The organism is Wolbachia endosymbiont of Atemnus politus, assembly GCF_013309895.1.
In genome coordinates this window covers 1-16322 of sequence record NZ_JAAXCS010000019.1, presented here as the reverse complement: position 1 = coordinate 16322, position 16322 = coordinate 1, and the positions used below count along the sequence as shown (strand labels likewise).

The 16322-nt window shown below is 33.9% G+C and carries 24 protein-coding genes and 8 pseudogenes; all 32 read left to right on the top strand.

Features of this window, described 5'->3' with window-relative positions:
- Window positions 1–28 precede the first annotated feature (28 nt).
- The 32 genes and pseudogenes from rpsJ (at window position 29) to HET73_RS07840 (ending at window position 16284) form a co-directional block, all read left to right on the top strand.
- Entirely contained in the window at window positions 29–370 is a 342-nt protein-coding gene (gene rpsJ / locus HET73_RS02315; RefSeq protein ID WP_174133320.1) for a 30S ribosomal protein S10, read from the top strand.
- A gap of 9 nt (window positions 371–379) precedes the next feature.
- Window positions 380–1105 carry a 50S ribosomal protein L3 gene (gene rplC / locus HET73_RS02310; RefSeq protein ID WP_174133315.1) on the top strand — a complete coding sequence of 242 codons (726 nt, stop codon included), beginning with the start codon at window positions 380–382 and terminating at the stop codon, window positions 1103–1105.
- Between the two features lie 2 nt (window positions 1106–1107).
- Entirely contained in the window at window positions 1108–1722 is a 615-nt protein-coding gene (gene rplD / locus HET73_RS02305; RefSeq protein WP_174133316.1) for a 50S ribosomal protein L4, read from the top strand.
- The gene (locus tag HET73_RS02300) at window positions 1719–2006 is read left to right on the top strand and encodes a 50S ribosomal protein L23 (RefSeq protein WP_174133317.1); all 288 of its coding nucleotides are present in this window, start codon (window positions 1719–1721) and stop codon (window positions 2004–2006) included. The genes rplD and HET73_RS02300 overlap by 4 nt, the downstream gene beginning before the upstream one ends.
- A gap of 1 nt (window position 2007) precedes the next feature.
- Window positions 2008–2832, top strand: coding sequence for a 50S ribosomal protein L2 (rplB, locus tag HET73_RS02295; protein WP_174133318.1), 825 nt, complete (start codon window positions 2008–2010; stop codon window positions 2830–2832).
- Window positions 2833–2835: 3 nt separating this feature from the next.
- Window positions 2836–3120, top strand: coding sequence for a 30S ribosomal protein S19 (gene rpsS, locus HET73_RS02290; protein WP_174133319.1), 285 nt, complete (start codon window positions 2836–2838; stop codon window positions 3118–3120).
- Window positions 3121–3125: 5 nt separating this feature from the next.
- Window positions 3126–3476: a 50S ribosomal protein L22 gene (gene rplV, locus HET73_RS02285; RefSeq protein ID WP_174133963.1), complete on the top strand. Its 351-nt coding sequence runs from the start codon at window positions 3126–3128 to the stop codon at window positions 3474–3476.
- Window positions 3477–3514: 38 nt separating this feature from the next.
- Window positions 3515–4135 carry a 30S ribosomal protein S3 gene (gene rpsC / locus HET73_RS02280; protein WP_174133137.1) on the top strand — a complete coding sequence of 207 codons (621 nt, stop codon included), beginning with the start codon at window positions 3515–3517 and terminating at the stop codon, window positions 4133–4135.
- Window positions 4136–4146: 11 nt separating this feature from the next.
- Window positions 4147–4560: a 50S ribosomal protein L16 gene (gene rplP, locus HET73_RS02275; RefSeq protein ID WP_174133962.1), complete on the top strand. Its 414-nt coding sequence runs from the start codon at window positions 4147–4149 to the stop codon at window positions 4558–4560.
- Between the two features lie 11 nt (window positions 4561–4571).
- Window positions 4572–4777, top strand: a pseudogene (rpmC, locus tag HET73_RS02270) (50S ribosomal protein L29).
- The gene (gene rpsQ, locus HET73_RS02265) at window positions 4770–5003 is read left to right on the top strand and encodes a 30S ribosomal protein S17 (RefSeq protein WP_174133140.1); all 234 of its coding nucleotides are present in this window, start codon (window positions 4770–4772) and stop codon (window positions 5001–5003) included. Before rpmC ends, rpsQ begins: the two are co-directional and overlap by 8 nt.
- A gap of 9 nt (window positions 5004–5012) precedes the next feature.
- Window positions 5013–5372 (top strand): 50S ribosomal protein L14, encoded by a 360-nt coding sequence (rplN, locus tag HET73_RS02260; protein WP_174133141.1) that lies wholly within the window; start codon window positions 5013–5015, stop codon window positions 5370–5372.
- Window positions 5372–5689 (top strand): 50S ribosomal protein L24, encoded by a 318-nt coding sequence (gene rplX / locus HET73_RS02255; protein ID WP_174133142.1) that lies wholly within the window; start codon window positions 5372–5374, stop codon window positions 5687–5689. Before rplN ends, rplX begins: the two co-directional genes overlap by 1 nt.
- A 6-nt stretch (window positions 5690–5695) precedes the next feature.
- Window positions 5696–6229 carry a 50S ribosomal protein L5 gene (rplE, locus tag HET73_RS02250; RefSeq protein WP_174133961.1) on the top strand — a complete coding sequence of 178 codons (534 nt, stop codon included), beginning with the start codon at window positions 5696–5698 and terminating at the stop codon, window positions 6227–6229.
- Between the two features lie 16 nt (window positions 6230–6245).
- Window positions 6246–6554 (top strand): 30S ribosomal protein S14, encoded by a 309-nt coding sequence (gene rpsN, locus HET73_RS02245; protein ID WP_174133144.1) that lies wholly within the window; start codon window positions 6246–6248, stop codon window positions 6552–6554.
- 21 nt (window positions 6555–6575) lie between these two features.
- Complete coding sequence (gene rpsH / locus HET73_RS02240; protein WP_174133145.1) at window positions 6576–6971, top strand: 30S ribosomal protein S8; 396 nt, start codon at window positions 6576–6578, stop codon at window positions 6969–6971.
- A gap of 16 nt (window positions 6972–6987) precedes the next feature.
- On the top strand, window positions 6988–7533 hold the full coding sequence (rplF, locus tag HET73_RS02235) for a 50S ribosomal protein L6 (protein ID WP_174133146.1): 546 nt from the start codon (window positions 6988–6990) through the stop codon (window positions 7531–7533).
- A gap of 5 nt (window positions 7534–7538) precedes the next feature.
- Window positions 7539–7925, top strand: a complete 387-nt coding sequence (rplR, locus tag HET73_RS02230) for a 50S ribosomal protein L18 (RefSeq protein ID WP_174133960.1) — start codon at window positions 7539–7541, stop codon at window positions 7923–7925.
- Between the two features lie 2 nt (window positions 7926–7927).
- Window positions 7928–8438 (top strand): annotated as a pseudogene (gene rpsE, locus HET73_RS02225) (30S ribosomal protein S5).
- Between the two features lie 3 nt (window positions 8439–8441).
- A pseudogene (gene rplO, locus HET73_RS02220) lies at window positions 8442–8911 on the top strand (50S ribosomal protein L15).
- Window positions 8912–8914: 3 nt separating this feature from the next.
- A pseudogene (gene secY / locus HET73_RS02215) lies at window positions 8915–10234 on the top strand (preprotein translocase subunit SecY).
- The gene (locus tag HET73_RS02210; protein WP_174133959.1) at window positions 10231–10881 is read left to right on the top strand and encodes an adenylate kinase family protein; all 651 of its coding nucleotides are present in this window, start codon (window positions 10231–10233) and stop codon (window positions 10879–10881) included. Before secY ends, HET73_RS02210 begins: the two are co-directional and overlap by 4 nt.
- A 59-nt stretch (window positions 10882–10940) precedes the next feature.
- Window positions 10941–11309 carry a 30S ribosomal protein S13 gene (rpsM, locus tag HET73_RS02205; protein ID WP_174133958.1) on the top strand — a complete coding sequence of 123 codons (369 nt, stop codon included), beginning with the start codon at window positions 10941–10943 and terminating at the stop codon, window positions 11307–11309.
- 24 nt (window positions 11310–11333) lie between these two features.
- Window positions 11334–11720 (top strand): annotated as a pseudogene (gene rpsK / locus HET73_RS02200) (30S ribosomal protein S11).
- Between the two features lie 25 nt (window positions 11721–11745).
- A pseudogene (locus HET73_RS02195) lies at window positions 11746–12805 on the top strand (DNA-directed RNA polymerase subunit alpha).
- A gap of 7 nt (window positions 12806–12812) precedes the next feature.
- Window positions 12813–13253 (top strand): 50S ribosomal protein L17, encoded by a 441-nt coding sequence (rplQ, locus tag HET73_RS02190; RefSeq protein WP_174133106.1) that lies wholly within the window; start codon window positions 12813–12815, stop codon window positions 13251–13253.
- A gap of 24 nt (window positions 13254–13277) precedes the next feature.
- Window positions 13278–13626, top strand: a pseudogene (locus HET73_RS02185) (YraN family protein).
- Between the two features lie 130 nt (window positions 13627–13756).
- A pseudogene (locus HET73_RS09350) lies at window positions 13757–14787 on the top strand (substrate-binding domain-containing protein).
- 26 nt (window positions 14788–14813) lie between these two features.
- Window positions 14814–14939: a hypothetical protein gene (locus HET73_RS08935; protein ID WP_255453481.1), complete on the top strand. Its 126-nt coding sequence runs from the start codon at window positions 14814–14816 to the stop codon at window positions 14937–14939.
- Between the two features lie 70 nt (window positions 14940–15009).
- Window positions 15010–15357, top strand: a complete 348-nt coding sequence (locus tag HET73_RS08930; protein WP_343033066.1) for a potassium transporter TrkG — start codon at window positions 15010–15012, stop codon at window positions 15355–15357.
- Window positions 15351–15617, top strand: a complete 267-nt coding sequence (locus HET73_RS08925) for a potassium transporter TrkG (protein WP_343033065.1) — start codon at window positions 15351–15353, stop codon at window positions 15615–15617. Before HET73_RS08930 ends, HET73_RS08925 begins: the two co-directional genes overlap by 7 nt.
- Complete coding sequence (locus tag HET73_RS07840; protein ID WP_246209790.1) at window positions 15610–16284, top strand: potassium transporter TrkG; 675 nt, start codon at window positions 15610–15612, stop codon at window positions 16282–16284. Before HET73_RS08925 ends, HET73_RS07840 begins: the two co-directional genes overlap by 8 nt.
- Window positions 16285–16322 lie beyond the last annotated feature (38 nt).

Here is a 16322-nt window from a genome sequence, read left to right as displayed (position 1 = left end):
AAATTTTGGAGTAAGTGTGGTAACTAAGATGAAGCAAGAGATACACATTAAAATAGAAGCTTTTGATTGTTCAAGATTAGAGGAATATATTAGAAAGTTTGTGCGTGAGTTTAAGGATAAGTTAAAGCATTCTGGTGCAAGATTGTCAGGTCCGGTTGCTTTGCCAAGGAGGAATCTTAAGTTTAACGTTAATAGGTCTCCTCACGTTGATAAAAAATCTCGTGAGCAACTTGAACGGAGAACTTCTAAGCGTTTGATTGTTTTATATAATCCTACCCCTACTATAATGCAGATGCTTGGGAGTTCGTCTTTTCCTTCTCCTCTTCCTGGAGTAGAAGTTGATTCAAAAATCAAGAAGGTTAAGGTTTAGGAGAAGAAAATGAAGAGGACAAATTTGCTGAAAAGAATTGGTTTATTAATGAAGAATGTTGGTCATACTGCTATGTACTCTAATGATGGTCGTGTGGCTGTAACTTTATTGTATCTCAACGAAACTTATGTTATTGATGTAAAAGAGCAAGATAAATGTGGTTACAATTCAGTTATTTTAGGTACTGGGGATTTTAAAAATACTGCAAAACCTCAGTTGGAATATTTGAAGAAGAGAGGGATAGGTAGTAGGTGCAAATTATATGAAAGTAGATTGAGTGATCTTTCAGAAATAGAGTGTGGTAAAAAAGTAGGCGTTAACCATTTTGTGGTTGGTCAATATCTTGATATTACAGGTTATTCAGTAGGTAAGGGGTTTGCTGGTGTGATGAAGCGGCATAATTTCAGTGGGCTCAGGGCATCTCATGGTGTTTCTATCGCTCATAGGTCGCAAGGTTCTACTGGTCAATGTCAGGATCCTGGAAGAGTGTTTAAAGGAAAGAAAATGGCTGGTCATTTAGGTAATAGCAGAGTGACTGTACAGAATATGAAGGTATTATCTATCGATCATGAAAATAGTATAATTGCTGTGAAAGGTAATAATGTTCCTGGATTTAGAGATTCTTACATTTTTGTGAGGGATGCAGTTAAAAAGCCTTTGCATAAAGACGTTCCTTTTCCGGTGGGTCTACTGTTAGACGCAAATGATGGTAATGCTAGTGGTTTGGTAAGTTAGTTATGGAATGTAAATTAGTTAATTTATCTAGTGGTAATGTAGGTGTTACTCAGCTTAACCCTTTGATATTTTCTGTTAAGCGGAAGTTGAGTATTTTGCATGATATAGTTAGATGGCAATTAGCAAAAAGAAGGGCCGGTACCCATAAGACAAAAGGCATCAGTGATGTTTCTGGTACAACGGCTAAGCCTTATAGCCAAAAACGCACTGGTCGAGCAAGGCAAGGAAGTTTGCGGTCTCCTCAATTTAGAAGTGGTGGGGTTGTTTTTGGTCCTGTTGTTAGGAATCATGCTTATTCTCTTAATAAAAAAGTACGCAAACTTGGTTTAAAAATTGCTTTATCTCTAAAATATTTTAATAATCAAGTGGTTGTTCTTGATAATTTGAATGTTGATGTGAAAAAAACGTCTGAAATATGTAAGTATATTAAAAATTTTGAGTTTTCTTCCTTTTTGATAGTTGGTGATTACGGAGATGATTTGATGTGTGCTACTAGGAATCTGTATTATGTAAACTTAATTAAGCCTATTGGATTGAATGTCTTTGATATATTAAATCATGAGTGCATAATGCTGACGGGTGATGCTTTAAAACATCTTGAAGGTAGATTGTTATGATTAAATATAATGATATAATAAAATATCCTATAATTACGGAAAAAGCCTCTTTTTTGAGGGAGAAATTTAATAAATATTCTTTGTATGTTTTCGTAAATGTAAATAAGTATAAAATAAAATTAACAATCGAGTCTCTATTTAATGTTAAAGTTTCCTCTATAAATGTTGTTAGAATCAAACCTAAGCGTAGGCGTTTTAGGGGTGTGGCTGGTTATGAAAAACAAAAAAAGAAGGTTTATTTTTCTTTAATGGATGGTCAAAAATTAGATATAATGAGTGTTTAATATGGGCATAAAATTTCTTAATCCTGTTACTTCGTCCTCTCGTGGAACTGTGTTAGTAAGTAAAATTGGTTTATCAAAAGGTAAGCCAGAAAAATCTCTTACATTTGGTAAAAAGTCCAGTGGTGGGAGAAATAGTCGCGGTAGAGTTACAACTCGTCATAAGGGTGGTGGTCACAAAAAAAAGTATAGAATTATAGATTTTAAACGTAATAGAAGTGATCAAGGCATAGTTGAAAAAATAGAGTATGACCCAAATAGGAGTGGGTTTTTAGCATTGATATCTTATAAGAGCGATAATACTAAATCTTATATACTAGCTCCGCAAAACATAAAGTCTGGTGATATTGTGATGTCTGGAAATGATGCTGATATATTACCAGGTAATTGCTTACCGTTGAAGTGTATACCTGTTGGCTCTTTTGTTCATGGCATTGAGCTGAAGCCTGGTAGTGGTGCTGCAATTGCTCGGGCTGCTGGTTGTTACGCACAAATTATTGGTCGTGACGGTAATTATGTTTTATTACGGTTGAGGTCTGGTCAAGTTAGGTTGATTTCGTCTTCCTGCAAGGCTACTATCGGTGTAGTGTCTAATCCTGATCGTAAAAATAGGAAATTGGGTAAGGCAGGAAGAAATAGGTGGTTAGGAGTTAGGCCTACTGTTCGTGGAGTTGCTATGAATCCTGTAGATCATCCTCATGGAGGGGGAGAAGCAAAGACTTCTGGTGGGCGTCATCCTGTTACTCCTTGGGGTGTTGCGACAAAAGGGAAGAAAACTCGTAAGAGAAATAAATTTAGTAATAAGTATATAAAACAGTTAAAAGGTTAGTTCATGAGTAGATCTGCGTGGAAACCGCCTTTTTGTCATCCTTCTGTACTAAAGTTGGTGAACAGGGCTTTAAAGGAAAGTTCTATTAATAAAGTGATAAAAATTCATTCTAGGGCTTCTATAATTCTTCCTAATTGTTTAGGTTTAAAATTTGCTGTTTACAATGGTAAAGATTACATTCCTGTTAATGTTAATGATCAGAATATGATAGGTCATAAGTTTGGTGAATTTTCACCTACTCGTAAATTTATTGGACATAGCGGTGATAAAAAGGTGGCAAGAAGGTAGTTAGTATGAAAAACAAGTATGCAGTAATTAAAGCTAGTTCTAGAGTTTTAAAATCAACTCCTCGTAAGTTGAACTTGGTTGCCAATTTAGTACGCAATAAAAAAGTTTCTTTTGCTACTGTGCAATTGAGGTTTTGTGAGAAGAAGGCTGCTGTCCTTATAGGAAAAGTGTTAAATTCTGCAATTGCTAATGCTCAATATAATTATGGGTTGGATATCGACACTCTATATATAAAAGAAGTTTTAGTAGGTAAGTCTTTTACTTTGCGTAGAGTATACCCAAAAGCTATGGGTAGAGCTAATAGAGTTAGTAAGTATTATAGCAATATAACTATAAAGTTAGAGGAGATTGTATGATTTGTAAGATTATAAAATTAGTGAGGAAAATGTAAAATATGGGACAAAAGGTTAATCCTATAGGATTTAGGTTAAAAATAAATACTAACACCTGGGATTCTGTTTGGTATGCCAATAAAGATTACAAAGAGAAATTGCATCAGGATTTATCTATTCGCAGTTACATAAATGAATCTTTTAAGCATGCTGGTCTTTCCAAAATAATTATAGAGCGTAAAGTTGATTTGGTGTCTGTAACGATACACTCTTCTAGACCTGGAATAATAATAGGTAAGAAAGGTTTGGATATTGAGAAGGTAAAACAAAAAATAGCTGAAAAAGTAAAGAATAGTGTGGAAGTGAATGTAGTAGGAATAAAGAGGCCTGAAATAGATGCAACTTTAATATCAAACAGCATAGCACAACAGTTAGAAAGACGGGTTTCATTCAGAAGAGCGATGAAAAAAGCTATCCAAAGTTGTTTGAGGATGGGGGGAGGGGGTATTAAGGTAAGTTGCTCTGGACGTCTCGGTGGAGCTGAAATAGCTCGTACTGAATGGTATAAAGAAGGTCGTTTGCCTTTACACACTTTACGTGCTAATATAGATTACGCTTTTTGTGAAGCAAAGACTATATATGGTATTATAGGAGTTAAAGTTTGGGTTTATATTGTTAATTAAGGTGTATTGAAATGTTTGTCCCTAAAAAGAGTAAATATAGAAAGGTGTTTAAAGGGCGGATTAAGGGTAATACAAAAGGTGGTAGCATACTATCTTTTGGAGGTTATGGCTTAAAAGCTATGGAGGTAGGTAGGATTCAGTCTAAGCATATTGAAACTGTGAGGCGTGTGATATCTAGAACATTGAAACGCTCTGGTAAAGTGTGGATAAGGATTTTTCCTGATACTCCTGTTAGTAAGAAGCCGGCGGATGTACGAATGGGTAAAGGGAAAGGTAGTGTTGAATTTTGGGTGTTTAAGGCTAAGCCTGGTAGGGTGTTGTTCGAGATTAGTAGTGATTTTCCCATGCATTTAGCAAAATTGGCACTTGAAAAAGCAATTACTAAACTTCCTGTAAAATGTAAATTTATATCTAACCATAGTTAAATGGAGTCGCGATGAATATAGCTGATGTTAGGTCAAAGTCCTCACAAGAATTATATGAGATTCTTGTGAATTTTAGGAAACAGTTTCTTAATTTGGTTTTTCAAAAAAAAAATTAGGGCAGTGCAGTGATATTTCACGTTTTGGCTTGATAAGAAAGAGTATAGCTCGTATTTTAACTGTATTAAGTGAAAGAAGAATAGAGGAAAGGAATGCCTAAGAGAGTTTTTTGTGGTATTGTAACTAAAGCTAAGTGTGATAAAACTGTGAAGGTTTCAGTGTTGCGGGTATATAAGGATAAACTGTATAAAAAAGTTATAAAAAAATACAAAAAGTATACAGCACATGATAGAAATAATGATTGTAAAGAAGGAGATAGAGTTTTTATACAAGAACATACGCCTATTTCTTCTGTTAAAAAATGGGTTGTTGTTCAAGTTGAATAAGGTATTTATATGATTCAAAAAAATACATTGTTAGAAGTAGCTGATAATTCTGGTGCACGTGAAGTGCTTTGTATTGGCTTGTTGGGTGGCAAGAAGTCTGCATCTATAGGTGATACAATTATTGTTTCTACTAAGTCCATCAACCCGAAAGGAAAGGTTGAAAAGGGAAAAGTATATAGAGCAGTGGTTGTTAGAGTGAAAAATCGTATTAGGAAGTCTGATAACTCTGTAATTCGTTTTTCTAGCAATGCTGTGGTTTTAGTGAATAATCAAGGTGAACCTCTCGGTACTCGGGTGTTTGGCCCAGTAAAGAAGTTGCCTTCTGGTTCTTTTATGAAGATAATGTCATTGGCTGTTGAGGTTTTATAATGAGTGCAAAAATAAGAAGTGGTGATGACGTTATAGTTTTGATTGGTAGAGATAGAGGAAAGATTGGTAAAGTAATTAAAGTTATAGCATGTGATGCTAAAAAAAAAGCAATTGTTTCTGGAGTAAATGTACATAAGAAACATACTAAGTCGAAAGCTGGTAATAGTGGTGGTATATTAGATAAAGAGTTAGCTATTGATATATCTAACATTGCAATATTAGACCCTAAGTATAAAGCTCCGACTAGAGTAGGGGTTAAAGTTGTAGATGGTAAAAAAGTACGTTTTGCAAAAGTTTCTGGGGAAGTAATAGACTAGGTTGATATGTTTAAAGAATTATATAGAGATAGCATAATAAAATCCTTGAAAGATAAGTTTAGCTACAGCAACATAATGCAAGTGCCTAAGCTTGTTAAAGTGTGTGTTAATATGGGTGTTGGAGATGCCGCTGCAGATAGCAAGACAATAAATGAGCCATTTGATTGTCTATATTCAATTGCAGGACAAAAGCCTGTGTTGACTTCTGCAAAAAAATCTATTTCTGGTTTCAAGATCAGAAAAGGTGCTACAGTGGGTTGTAAAGTAACTTTGCGTAGGGATAAAATGTATGAGTTTTTAGAAAGATTGATATATGTTGCTTTGCCAAGGGAAAACAACTTTAGAGGGTTTAGTATAAAGCAATTTGACGGTAGTGGTAATTTCTCTTTTGGTATAAGAGAGCATATCTCATTTTTAGAAGTAGATTATGATAAAATAAGTAAAATTAGGGGTATGGATATTAATGTTGTAACAAGTGCAATTAGTGATAAAGAAGCAAAAGAATTATTAATAGCTTTTAAATTTCCTTTTTTTGATTAATTGAGAGAAGAAGTATATGGCAAAAAAATCTATGATACAAAGAAATCTTCGTAGGATAAGGTTATGCGATCAATATAAGGAGAAAAGAGAAAAATTGAAATCTATAATAAAGGATAAGGATATACCTATTAGTAAGAGATTTGCAGCTCAGAATAAGTTAATTAAAGAGTTGCCTAGAGATTCTTCTAAAATCAGAATTAGAAATAGGTGTATTTTAACTGGTAGGCCAAGAGGAGTATATAGAAAATTTGGTTTATGTAGAATTGTTTTACGTGATTTATGTGCTTTTGGAAAAATTCCAGGGGTTACTAAGTCTAGCTGGTAAATATAATATAAGGAGTGTATTGTGGCGTTATCTGATAGTATTGGTGATTTTTTAACAAGGGTACGTAATGGTCAATTAGCAATGCATAGGACAACAAGGGTTCTGTTCTCTAAAGTGAATTCTTCCATATTGAAGATCTTGAAAGATGAAGGGTATATTCTTGATTACCAAAAAGAAGTTGTGGGTAATGTACCGTTTTTTGTTGTAAAATTGAAGTATTATGAGAAGACACCTGTAATTAGTGATATAGTTAGAATATCAAAACCTGGTTGTCGTCGTTACTCTAAATACAAGGACATTACTAAAGCATATAATGGACTTGGTATTTTTATTATATCTACGTCCAAAGGGGTGATGACTGACTACAATGCACATGAGTTGAAGGTTGGTGGAGAAATTTTATGTCGTGTATTTTAAGTAATAGGGGAAGTTTATGTCTCGTGTAGGTGCTGCACCTATCAATATTCCTGTTGGTGTTTCAGTTGAATATGGTGATGGTAAGGTATTAATAAAAAATGCTAAGGCAGAAAAGGAACTTAGACTATGCAGCGATATCGTATGCCATATTGTTGATAATCAATTGTTGCTTTCTGTTGATCAAAACAAAGATAATTATGATGAAATAAAGCCTATGTGGGGCACTTATAGGAGTACCATTAATAATATTATTAATGGTATGGTTAATGGGTTTTCTGTTGATCTTGAGATTAACGGTGTTGGATATAGAGCAGAGTGTGATGGTAAGTATTTAACTTTATACCTTGGTTATAGCCATAATGTTAAGTATAAAGTGCCTAAAGATGTTGAAATTAAGTGTGTAAAGCCAACTCACTTAGTGGTTAGTAGTATAGACAAACAGAAAGTCTATGTGGTGGCATCTGATATATGTAAAATTAGAAAATATGACCCTTATAAAGGTAAGGGTATTATAATGAAAGGCAAATTTATGTTGCGTAAAGTTGTGAGTAAAAAGAAGTAATTAAGATGAGAAGGTTGTATAATTTTTTAAGTAATTTTGAAAAAAGGAAGTTGCGTAATAGAAAAAAGCTCAATAATGATGCTAAAAAGCGTTTACGTATATCCATATTTAGATCTAATAGGCATTTTTTTGCTCAGCTGATCAATGACGAGAAAGGAGTAACTCTCGTTTCTGCTTCTACTTTGGATGCTAAAGTTAAGGATGTATGTAAAGGTAGGGTCAACACTGAAGCTATAAAACAGGTTTCTTCTTTAATGGTTGAACGTCTGTCTGGTATGAAATTAGAGCAAGGGTTGGTGTTTGACCGTGGAGCATATAAGTACATAGGATTAGTTTCTCAATTTGCTGAGGCTTTAAGAAGTTCTGGGTTTATAAGTTTTAGAAGGTTTTAAGTATGGCTGTGAAGAATTTACAAAATAATGATTTATCAGAGCTTTTAGTTTCGGTACGAAGAGTGACGACAGTTACCAAAGGTGGTAGAAGATTTTCATTTTCAATTTTGGTTGTTGTTGGAGATGAGAAGGGTAGGGTAGGGTGCGGAATGGGCAAACACGCAGAGGTTGCTGAAGCAAGGATAAAAGCTGTGAATGCTGCAAAAAGATCAATGGTTAGAGTGTATTTGCGTGAAGGTAGAACTTTGCATCATGACATTAAAGCTAAATTTTGCTCTGGTGAGATAGTTTTTAAGAGCAGCTAGAGCTGGTACAGGTATTATTGCTGGTGGAGCGATTAGGTCAGTCTTTGAAGTGCTGGGCATAAAAGATGTAGTAGCTAAGTCTACGAGGTCTAATAATCCTCATAACGTTATATGTGCAGTGTTTAGGGCTTTTGGTAGTATGTTATCTCCTCGTCAAGTTGCGAGCAAGAGAGGCAAAAAGATTAGTGAGATAGTTGGAAATAGGTGAAATATGAATAGTGCTATAAAATTAAACTCTATATTTACTAAATTATCGAAGAAAAAGAAAGCCTAAGTTACTAGGTAGAGGTATTGGGTGTGGTAAAGGTAAAACGTCTGGTAGGGGACATAAAGGGCAGAAATCTAAAAGTGGTGTTTCTATAAATGGATTTGAGGGTGGTCAACAATCTATATATACTCGTTTACCTAAAGAGGTTTTAACCCTATACATAAAGATATATTCTCTATAATTAATATTGGTGATGAGCAGCGTTTAATAGAGGCTAAAAAAGTAGTAAAAGGTTCTGTTATAGATAAAGAGGTGCTATGTAAGCTGGGTTTTGTAAAGTCTGCCAAGAGTAAAATCAGGCTTCTTAATAAGGGTAAGCTAAGTGAAAATGTATAATGCAGGTTGAATTTGTGTCAGAAGCTGCAAAAAAGTCTGTAGCTTCAGTTGGTGATAGTGTGGGAATATTATCATAAATAATGGGCAGCAAATCTGCATTTAATAGTTTGGATCCTTCATTATATTGTATAAAGGTGATTTATTGAAGCGTATATTTTTTACGCTAGTCGCTTTAATTTGTTATCGCTTGGGTACTTACGTGCCTATTCCTGGAATTAATCTCGATATAATTAATGATATATTCCCTAAAGAAGGTTCTGGTATTTTTGGGGTATTTAATTTATTCTCTGGCGGTGCATTAGCTAGAATGACAATCTTAGCACTGAGTGTTATGCCATATATAGTTGCATCTATAGTTATGCAGTTACTATCTTCTGCCATCAAAGGGATTAATGAAGTTAAAAATGATGGAGAATTAGGACGTCGAAAGATGAATTCTTATATACGTTATATGACTATAGTATTTTGTGTGTTTCAATCAATTACTATTTTAATCGGATTAGAAAGGATGAACAGGGAAGGAGCGTTAGTCTGGTCTTATGTTTCGTACAGTAGGAGCCTTTAGTCTTTTAGGTGGAACGATGTTTCTAATATGGCTTGGCGAGCAAATCAGCGCTAGTGGCGTAGGTAATGGCGTCTCATTAATCATTTTTGCAGGTATAATATCAGAGCTGTATAGTGCTTTTTCATCCCTATTAACGTTGAATAAAAGCGGTAGCATATCATTATTTATTATCCTTTTTATTTTAGCGGTGTTTTTCTTACTATTGCTTTTGGTTATTTTTGTAGAGTCTTCTTATAGAAAAATCATTGTTCAATATCCTAAAAAGCAGTTTAAAAAATTACATAATGACGATTTTACTTATATCCCATTAAAGATTAATTTATCTGGTGTAATACCAACTATTTTTGCCAATGCAATTTTATTAACGCCTATTTCAATTGCGAATTTTTATAAGGGACATGTTTTTTCTGATTTTATTTTAAATTACTTTATGGTAAATAAAGTAATTTATATTGTAGTTTACCTAGCGCTTATAGTATTTTTCAACTTTTTCTATACCAATTTTATATTTAATCCAGAAGAAAATGCCAATTTTCTTAAGAAAAATAGTGGTTTTATACCTGGTAGAAGACCTGGAAAACATACTTCCGATTACCTTCAAGACATCGTTTTTAAATTAACGTTTATTGGTTCTGCATATTTGGTGGTCATATGCGCTGTGCCCGAAGTTATAAGATATTATTATGATATACCGTTTATTTTTGGTGGAACGAGCTTATTGATTATAGTTAACGTTGTTACTGATACTATTATGCAAATACAATCCTATATCTTTTCAAATAGATATGATAGCTGGATAAGAAAATATGAGTCTAAAACGAGAAAATTAAGATGATTATTGCAATTTTTGGCCCTCCTGGCTCTGGTAAAGGTACTCAATCAAACCTGTTGATAGCAAAGTATAACTTAAAGTTAATTTCAGTAGGGGATTTGTTGAGGAATATTATATCTAGCAGTAGCGAGTTAGGTAAAAAAATAAAGGATATCGTGGAATCCGGTAATTTAATTCAAGATGAAGTTATATGTGAGTTGTTGCGTGATCAACTTGCGTTAGTAGATGATAGTTTTTTGTTGGATGGTTTCCCGAGAAATTTAAACCAAGCTTGTTTCTTAACTCAAATTTTGCAAGAGAAGTATAATAGGGATGTTGATATTGTCACTGAGTTGCAGCTTGACGATAAAATTGCAATTGACAGATTAAAGAATCGCCTTGTGTGCTTGGATTGTAAGAATGTATATAGTGCATCTTCTTTCAAGAATGAAGGTGGTCTTGTTTGTATGAAATGTAAAAGTACAAGACTAGAAAGGAGAATTGATGATTCTAATTTATCTGTAATTGATAGAAGAATAAGCGAATATCACACCCAAATAAAGGATTTACGTGAATACTATAAAGGCAAATTATTAACGGTTAACGCTAATCTTGATGTTGTTCAGATAAAACAAGAGATGGAAAGCAAAATTTCTTGCAATTTGGTTTGACTCTAGGTTATTTTATGGTATAAATTAAGAGTTATTATTAATAAAGTATCGGAGTATCGGTGGCACGTATTGCAGGTGTAAATGTTCCAGTAAAGAAATGTGTTCCTTTTGCATTAACTTATATATATGGTATAGGTGTTGCTGCTGCAAACGCAATTTGCCATGCTTGTGAAATTGATAAGAGCAAACGTGTTTCAGAATTGCAAGATAAAGACATAGAAAAGATCAGCAGTTTCATTAGGAGAAACTATTCTATAGAAGGTGAGCTTAGAAAAGAAGTGGCTATGAATATAAAGTCTTTGGTGGAAATGGGATGCTATAGAGGAGTGAGACACAGAAAAGGTTTACCAGTGAGAGGACAAAGAACTCATACCAATGCTAAGACTCGTAAAGGTAGATCTCGTTTACCTATTGCTGGAAAGAAATAAAATTTATTGTTATTGTGAGTTTTAATGAAAAAGGTTAGAACAGTTGGTAAAAGTGTAAAAAAGTTTGTTACTGGGGTTGTTTATATTCGCGCAACTTTTAATAATACTTTTATAAATGTAACTGATGTTCAAGGTAACACTCTATACCAAACCTCTGTAGGTGCGCATGGTTTTTCAGGCTCAAGAAAATCTACACCTTATGCTGCAGGTAGAGATTCGGAATCTGCTGCAAAGGTTGCGGTATAAAAGTTTGGTATGAAAGTTGTTTCTGTGATAATACGTGGTCCTGGTTTTGGGGCTGAAGCTGCAGTTAGGGCACTTCAGGGCTGTGGATTAGCAGTAACCTTAATTGCAGATAAAACCGCAATTCCTCATAATGGATGTAGATTAAGAAAAAAAAGAAGAGTATAGAATATTTTTTTGGAGAGATTATTTTATGTATAATAATGAAAGTGTTTCTGTTTTTGACAATTATAAGTTGACTAGGCCTAATTCAATTAAAGTAGTGCCAGATGATTCAACCGAAAAAGGTGATATAGTACTTGAACCATTGGAGAGTGGCTTTGCTTTAACATTAGGTGTTGCATTAAGGCGTGTAATGTTATCTTCTCTTATAGGTAACGCTGTTTATGGAATAAAAATCGAAGGCATAACTCATGAGTTTACTTCAATTCAAGGAGTAAGAGAAGATGTAACTGATATAGTCTTAAATATGGGCATATTGAAGTGCAAGTTGAATGGCACTTCCAATAAATGCTTAAATTTGAGTGCTAAAGGACCTTGCCAGATATTAGCTGGGATGATAGAGGCTGATGATCAGTGCTCTATTGTTAATAAAGACCTGCTAATATGTACACTGGGGCAGAATGTAGAACTTAACATGACTATATATGTGGCTAGCGGGAAATGCTACCTTCCTGTTACTAAATATAAAGAAAACAAGTTCTTGAAGCTCATGAATGAACTGGATCTAGTTGGGTTTATTCCGGTTAATGCTTTATATAGTCCTGTCAACAGAGTTTCATATAAGGTGGATAACAGTCGTGTTGGTCAAGTTACTGATAAGGATAAGTTGATATTATCAGTTTAGACTGATGGTACAATTTCTCCAAGTCAAGCTGTTGATTTTGCTGCAAGGATATTACAGGAGCAACTTCAGCCTTTTGTTAGCTCTGATGGGAGATGTAAAAAACAGCAAACTTCTACGTTTAGTGGTTCTAAAGATTTGGGTTATGATCCTATCTTATTGCGTAAAGTAGATGAAATGGAATTGTCTATCAGATTGTTTGAAGAATGAATGTATATGTACTTATATAGGTGATCTTGTGCAAAGAACAGAGAGTGAAATGTCAAGAACTGCTAATTTTGGCAGAAAGTCTTTGAATAAAATTAAGGTAGTTTTAAATAATTTTGGCTTGTCTTTAGGTATGGATGTTCCAAATTGGCCACCTAAGGATATAGATGAGTTGGCTAAGCAACATACTGATGAAGATTAGGTAATATATGAAACATGGAATAAAAAAGCGTAAGCTGTCTCGTCGAGCTGAGCATAGGTTATCAATGTTAAAGAATCTATCTATCTCACTAATTCACCATGAGCAGATTATAACTACTTTATCAAAGGCTAAAGAACTTCGTCCATATGTGGAGAGGTTTGTTACAATTGCTAAGAATAAAAATACTTTGCATGGTAGAAGACTTTTACTTTCACGCCTTCATAATAATAAGTTAGCAGTTGATAAGTTACTAAACGTTTTAGCTAATCGTTATCAAGATCGTAAAGGTGGGTATTCTAGAATAATAAAGTTTAACACTCGAAAGGGTGATTGTGCTTCAATGGCAGTGATCGAACTGGTTGATAGGAATGTTACAGCAAAAGGTAAGGTTTATAGTAAAAGTAAAGAAAAAAACGAAGAAGGAAATAAGGTAGTTGCAAGAAGTTAGTTATTATTATAATTCTCTTTACTTATGGTAAATAAGTTATACTATTTTATAGGTTATTTTGGTGAGCTATTAGTTTTAGTATATTTAAAGCTGAAGTGGTATAATATTATAAAATATCGTTATCGTTGTAAGTTCGGTGAAGTTGACTTGATCGTATCTAAGAAAAGAGAACTGATTTTTATAGAAGTTAAAACAAGTCTACTTGGACAAGAGATACCGATACCTTCTCTTCAATGTCAATCTATTGTAAATTCCTCCAAATATTTTCTAAGTAAAAATGTTAGTTTTTTAAGTTATTCAATCAGGTATGATTTATGTTTTTTTCCTTAAAAAAGGACCTATCTATATCAGGAATGCTTGGATTGAAGAGTGACGGCTAAGGTAATTTAAATTTATCGGAATGAATTTATGACTAAAAATGCTTAATCATAAGAGAGGAATTAGGACTTTTCAGTTTGATCTTTTATTATAGAATTGTAGATTTATATTCTTAACTAAAAATGATGTTTAGAGGCTTTTTCTTGATTTTTATATTCACAGTATTCATGCCGCTGTCAAACACTGATGCAAGGCAATATATCAGAATTGTTGGGTCTTCAACTGTTTTTCCTTTTATCTCATTTATAGCTGAGGACTTCAATCGTGTATTCTCCTTTAAGACTCCAGTTGTAGAATCGATAGGAAGTGGGTCGGGGTTCAAAATGTTTTGCTCAGGAGTAGGGGAGAACACGCCAGACATTGCCACTTCATCTCGTCCTATAAAAGATGCAGAAAGAGAATTGTGTAAAAGGAATAAAGTTAACGAAGTGATAGAGATCATTATTGGCTATGATGGAGTTGTAATTGCAAATTCGAATCAGAGCTATAGATTTGATTTCACAAAAAAGGTTTAATTGAAACTTTTTCCGCATATTCCCAAGAAAATGGTAAGCTAGTAAAAAATAAAAAGAAGTACTGGTCTGACGTAGATCAAGCTTTACCAAAAACAGAAATTGAAATTTATGGTCCACATCAGAATACAGTTACATACGAAACTTTGATTAATTCTATTATGCTTGATCAATACACATGCATGAACTCGAAAATTTTCAAGGAGAATTATAACAATCCAGAGGAAAGAGAGAGAAAGCATGCGGTAATACAATATTTATAAGGGATGATGGGAGGGAGATACATAGAAGTTGGGATTAATGAAAATATAATAATACAAAAGTTAAAAAGTAACAAAAACGCCTTAGGAATATTTAGTTTCAGCTTTCTAGTGAAAAACCAAGATAAGATACAAGGAAGCACAATCGCAGGAATTGAGCCGACTTATGAAAATATATCATCGGGAAAATATATATTAGCAAGACCTTTATACCTTTATATAAAGAAGGAACACTTAAATACTGTTGATGGATTAAAAGAATTCATTGGAGAAGTTATAAGTTCTATAAGCGCTGAGAATGGATACCTATCTAGGCTCGGTCTGATTCCACTTTCCAATGAAGATATGAAAAAAGTTTCAGCAAAAGTTCATGATATAGTGTAATATCTTTTATTTTAGAAGGTAGTTCTATGGAAAGTCATCAACGTTTGCAGACTTTACGTTCAATTTTATTTATTGTTGGAGTGTTTGTATTGTTATTTAGCTTGACAATGGTCATTCCTGCTATTACCAATGAGTACCTGAGCTACGAATAAAAACGTTTCTAGCTTTCAAAATTACCTGCACATCTGGTGCAAATTTTGTTCTATTGGATAAATTAAGTAGATTGCATGGAATGCCAGCAATTTTTCGATTACCAGTTGTACCTGGATTGCTTTATTCCTATTTGCAGCTATTCCATTCTATCTTGGTAACCTGAGCTATGTTGATGCATTATTTGAAACGATATCTGGCTTTACAACAACAGGAGCAACTATATTTAGTGATTTTGAAAGACTATCTCCAGGAATACTGCTATGGAGAGCAATGCTACACGGTATAGATGGCTTTGATATAATCACTATAGGGATTGCAGTTTTTCCTATGCTTAAGGTTTTGGGTCTAAATAATTTACTCTACTCTGATTGCTCAGATGCTACAAAAAAAGGTTACCGAACACGCGAAGTGTGGTGATTCATATTACGACAGTATATTATGGCCTAACTTTGTTGTGTGTATTTTCATATTTTCTAGCTGGTATGCCATTGTTTGAGGCAATATGTCATGGAATGTTCGCTGTATCAACTGGTGGATTTGCTAACTATAAAGATTCCATAGGGCACTATAATGATCCCATACTAGAAGCTATAACAATTATTTTTATGATTTTGGGTTCTCTGCCTTTTCTTAGCTATTTAGAAATTATAGGGCGGTTGGACATTCGCCATGATTGAACAGGTCTTTTACTTTGTTAGAATAGTTGTTATCTCGTCTTTATTTGCTTGTTTTTGGTTGTATAAAAGCGTTGATTTAGGGGTATCATCATCACTTAGATATGGCACATTTACCATCACATCTTTTATCACATCAACTGGTTATTTGATGTGCAATTACGTAGATTGGAGCTTTGTTTCAGTTTTGGCTTTTTTTCTAACCTTTGTTGGTGGATGTGGTGGTTCTGCAAGCGGTGGTATTAAGGTCTTTCGTCTGATCGTTTTTCTAAGATCCATAGAAAATCGCTTTCGCCTTTTATTGAACCCTGATGCAGATGATAGAGTAAAATTTAATGGTAAGATCCTAGAAAGTGATGAAGTTCTCTCTATCTTTACGTTTTTTGCAATTTACATATTAACTTTCGCTATATCTTCAATAGTGATGTCTTACTTAAGCAACACGGATTTTATAACTAGCATTAGTGCAGTTTCTGCAACGCTTACAAACTCTGGGCCAGGATTCAGTAATTTAATAGGTCCTGCGGGTAATTATTCCTCCTTCAGCAGTGGAGTAAAACTATTTCTGTCGTTTTTGATGCTGCTTGGCAGACTTGAGATATTGCCAATCTATTTTTGTATAGGCAACTTGTTCTTATTCAACAGGAAAAAATTGAGCGAACATAACTAACTGGCATTCAGATTTTTCTTAACCACAGAAACAGAGCT

Coding starts and splice junctions, on each gene's coding strand:
- rpsJ (WP_174133320.1), top strand. CDS start 29: ATGAAGCAAGAGATACACATTAAAATAGAAGCTTTTGATTGTTCAAGA.
- rplC (WP_174133315.1), top strand. CDS start 380: ATGAAGAGGACAAATTTGCTGAAAAGAATTGGTTTATTAATGAAGAAT.
- rplD (WP_174133316.1), top strand. CDS start 1,108: ATGGAATGTAAATTAGTTAATTTATCTAGTGGTAATGTAGGTGTTACT.
- HET73_RS02300 (WP_174133317.1), top strand. CDS start 1,719: ATGATTAAATATAATGATATAATAAAATATCCTATAATTACGGAAAAA.
- rplB (WP_174133318.1), top strand. CDS start 2,008: ATGGGCATAAAATTTCTTAATCCTGTTACTTCGTCCTCTCGTGGAACT.
- rpsS (WP_174133319.1), top strand. CDS start 2,836: ATGAGTAGATCTGCGTGGAAACCGCCTTTTTGTCATCCTTCTGTACTA.
- rplV (WP_174133963.1), top strand. CDS start 3,126: ATGAAAAACAAGTATGCAGTAATTAAAGCTAGTTCTAGAGTTTTAAAA.
- rpsC (WP_174133137.1), top strand. CDS start 3,515: ATGGGACAAAAGGTTAATCCTATAGGATTTAGGTTAAAAATAAATACT.
- rplP (WP_174133962.1), top strand. CDS start 4,147: ATGTTTGTCCCTAAAAAGAGTAAATATAGAAAGGTGTTTAAAGGGCGG.
- rpsQ (WP_174133140.1), top strand. CDS start 4,770: ATGCCTAAGAGAGTTTTTTGTGGTATTGTAACTAAAGCTAAGTGTGAT.
- rplN (WP_174133141.1), top strand. CDS start 5,013: ATGATTCAAAAAAATACATTGTTAGAAGTAGCTGATAATTCTGGTGCA.
- rplX (WP_174133142.1), top strand. CDS start 5,372: ATGAGTGCAAAAATAAGAAGTGGTGATGACGTTATAGTTTTGATTGGT.
- rplE (WP_174133961.1), top strand. CDS start 5,696: ATGTTTAAAGAATTATATAGAGATAGCATAATAAAATCCTTGAAAGAT.
- rpsN (WP_174133144.1), top strand. CDS start 6,246: ATGGCAAAAAAATCTATGATACAAAGAAATCTTCGTAGGATAAGGTTA.
- rplF (WP_174133146.1), top strand. CDS start 6,988: ATGTCTCGTGTAGGTGCTGCACCTATCAATATTCCTGTTGGTGTTTCA.
- rplR (WP_174133960.1), top strand. CDS start 7,539: ATGAGAAGGTTGTATAATTTTTTAAGTAATTTTGAAAAAAGGAAGTTG.
- HET73_RS02210 (WP_174133959.1), top strand. CDS start 10,231: ATGATTATTGCAATTTTTGGCCCTCCTGGCTCTGGTAAAGGTACTCAA.
- rplQ (WP_174133106.1), top strand. CDS start 12,813: ATGAAACATGGAATAAAAAAGCGTAAGCTGTCTCGTCGAGCTGAGCAT.
- HET73_RS08935 (WP_255453481.1), top strand. CDS start 14,814: ATGGAAAGTCATCAACGTTTGCAGACTTTACGTTCAATTTTATTTATT.
- HET73_RS07840 (WP_246209790.1), top strand. CDS start 15,610: ATGATTGAACAGGTCTTTTACTTTGTTAGAATAGTTGTTATCTCGTCT.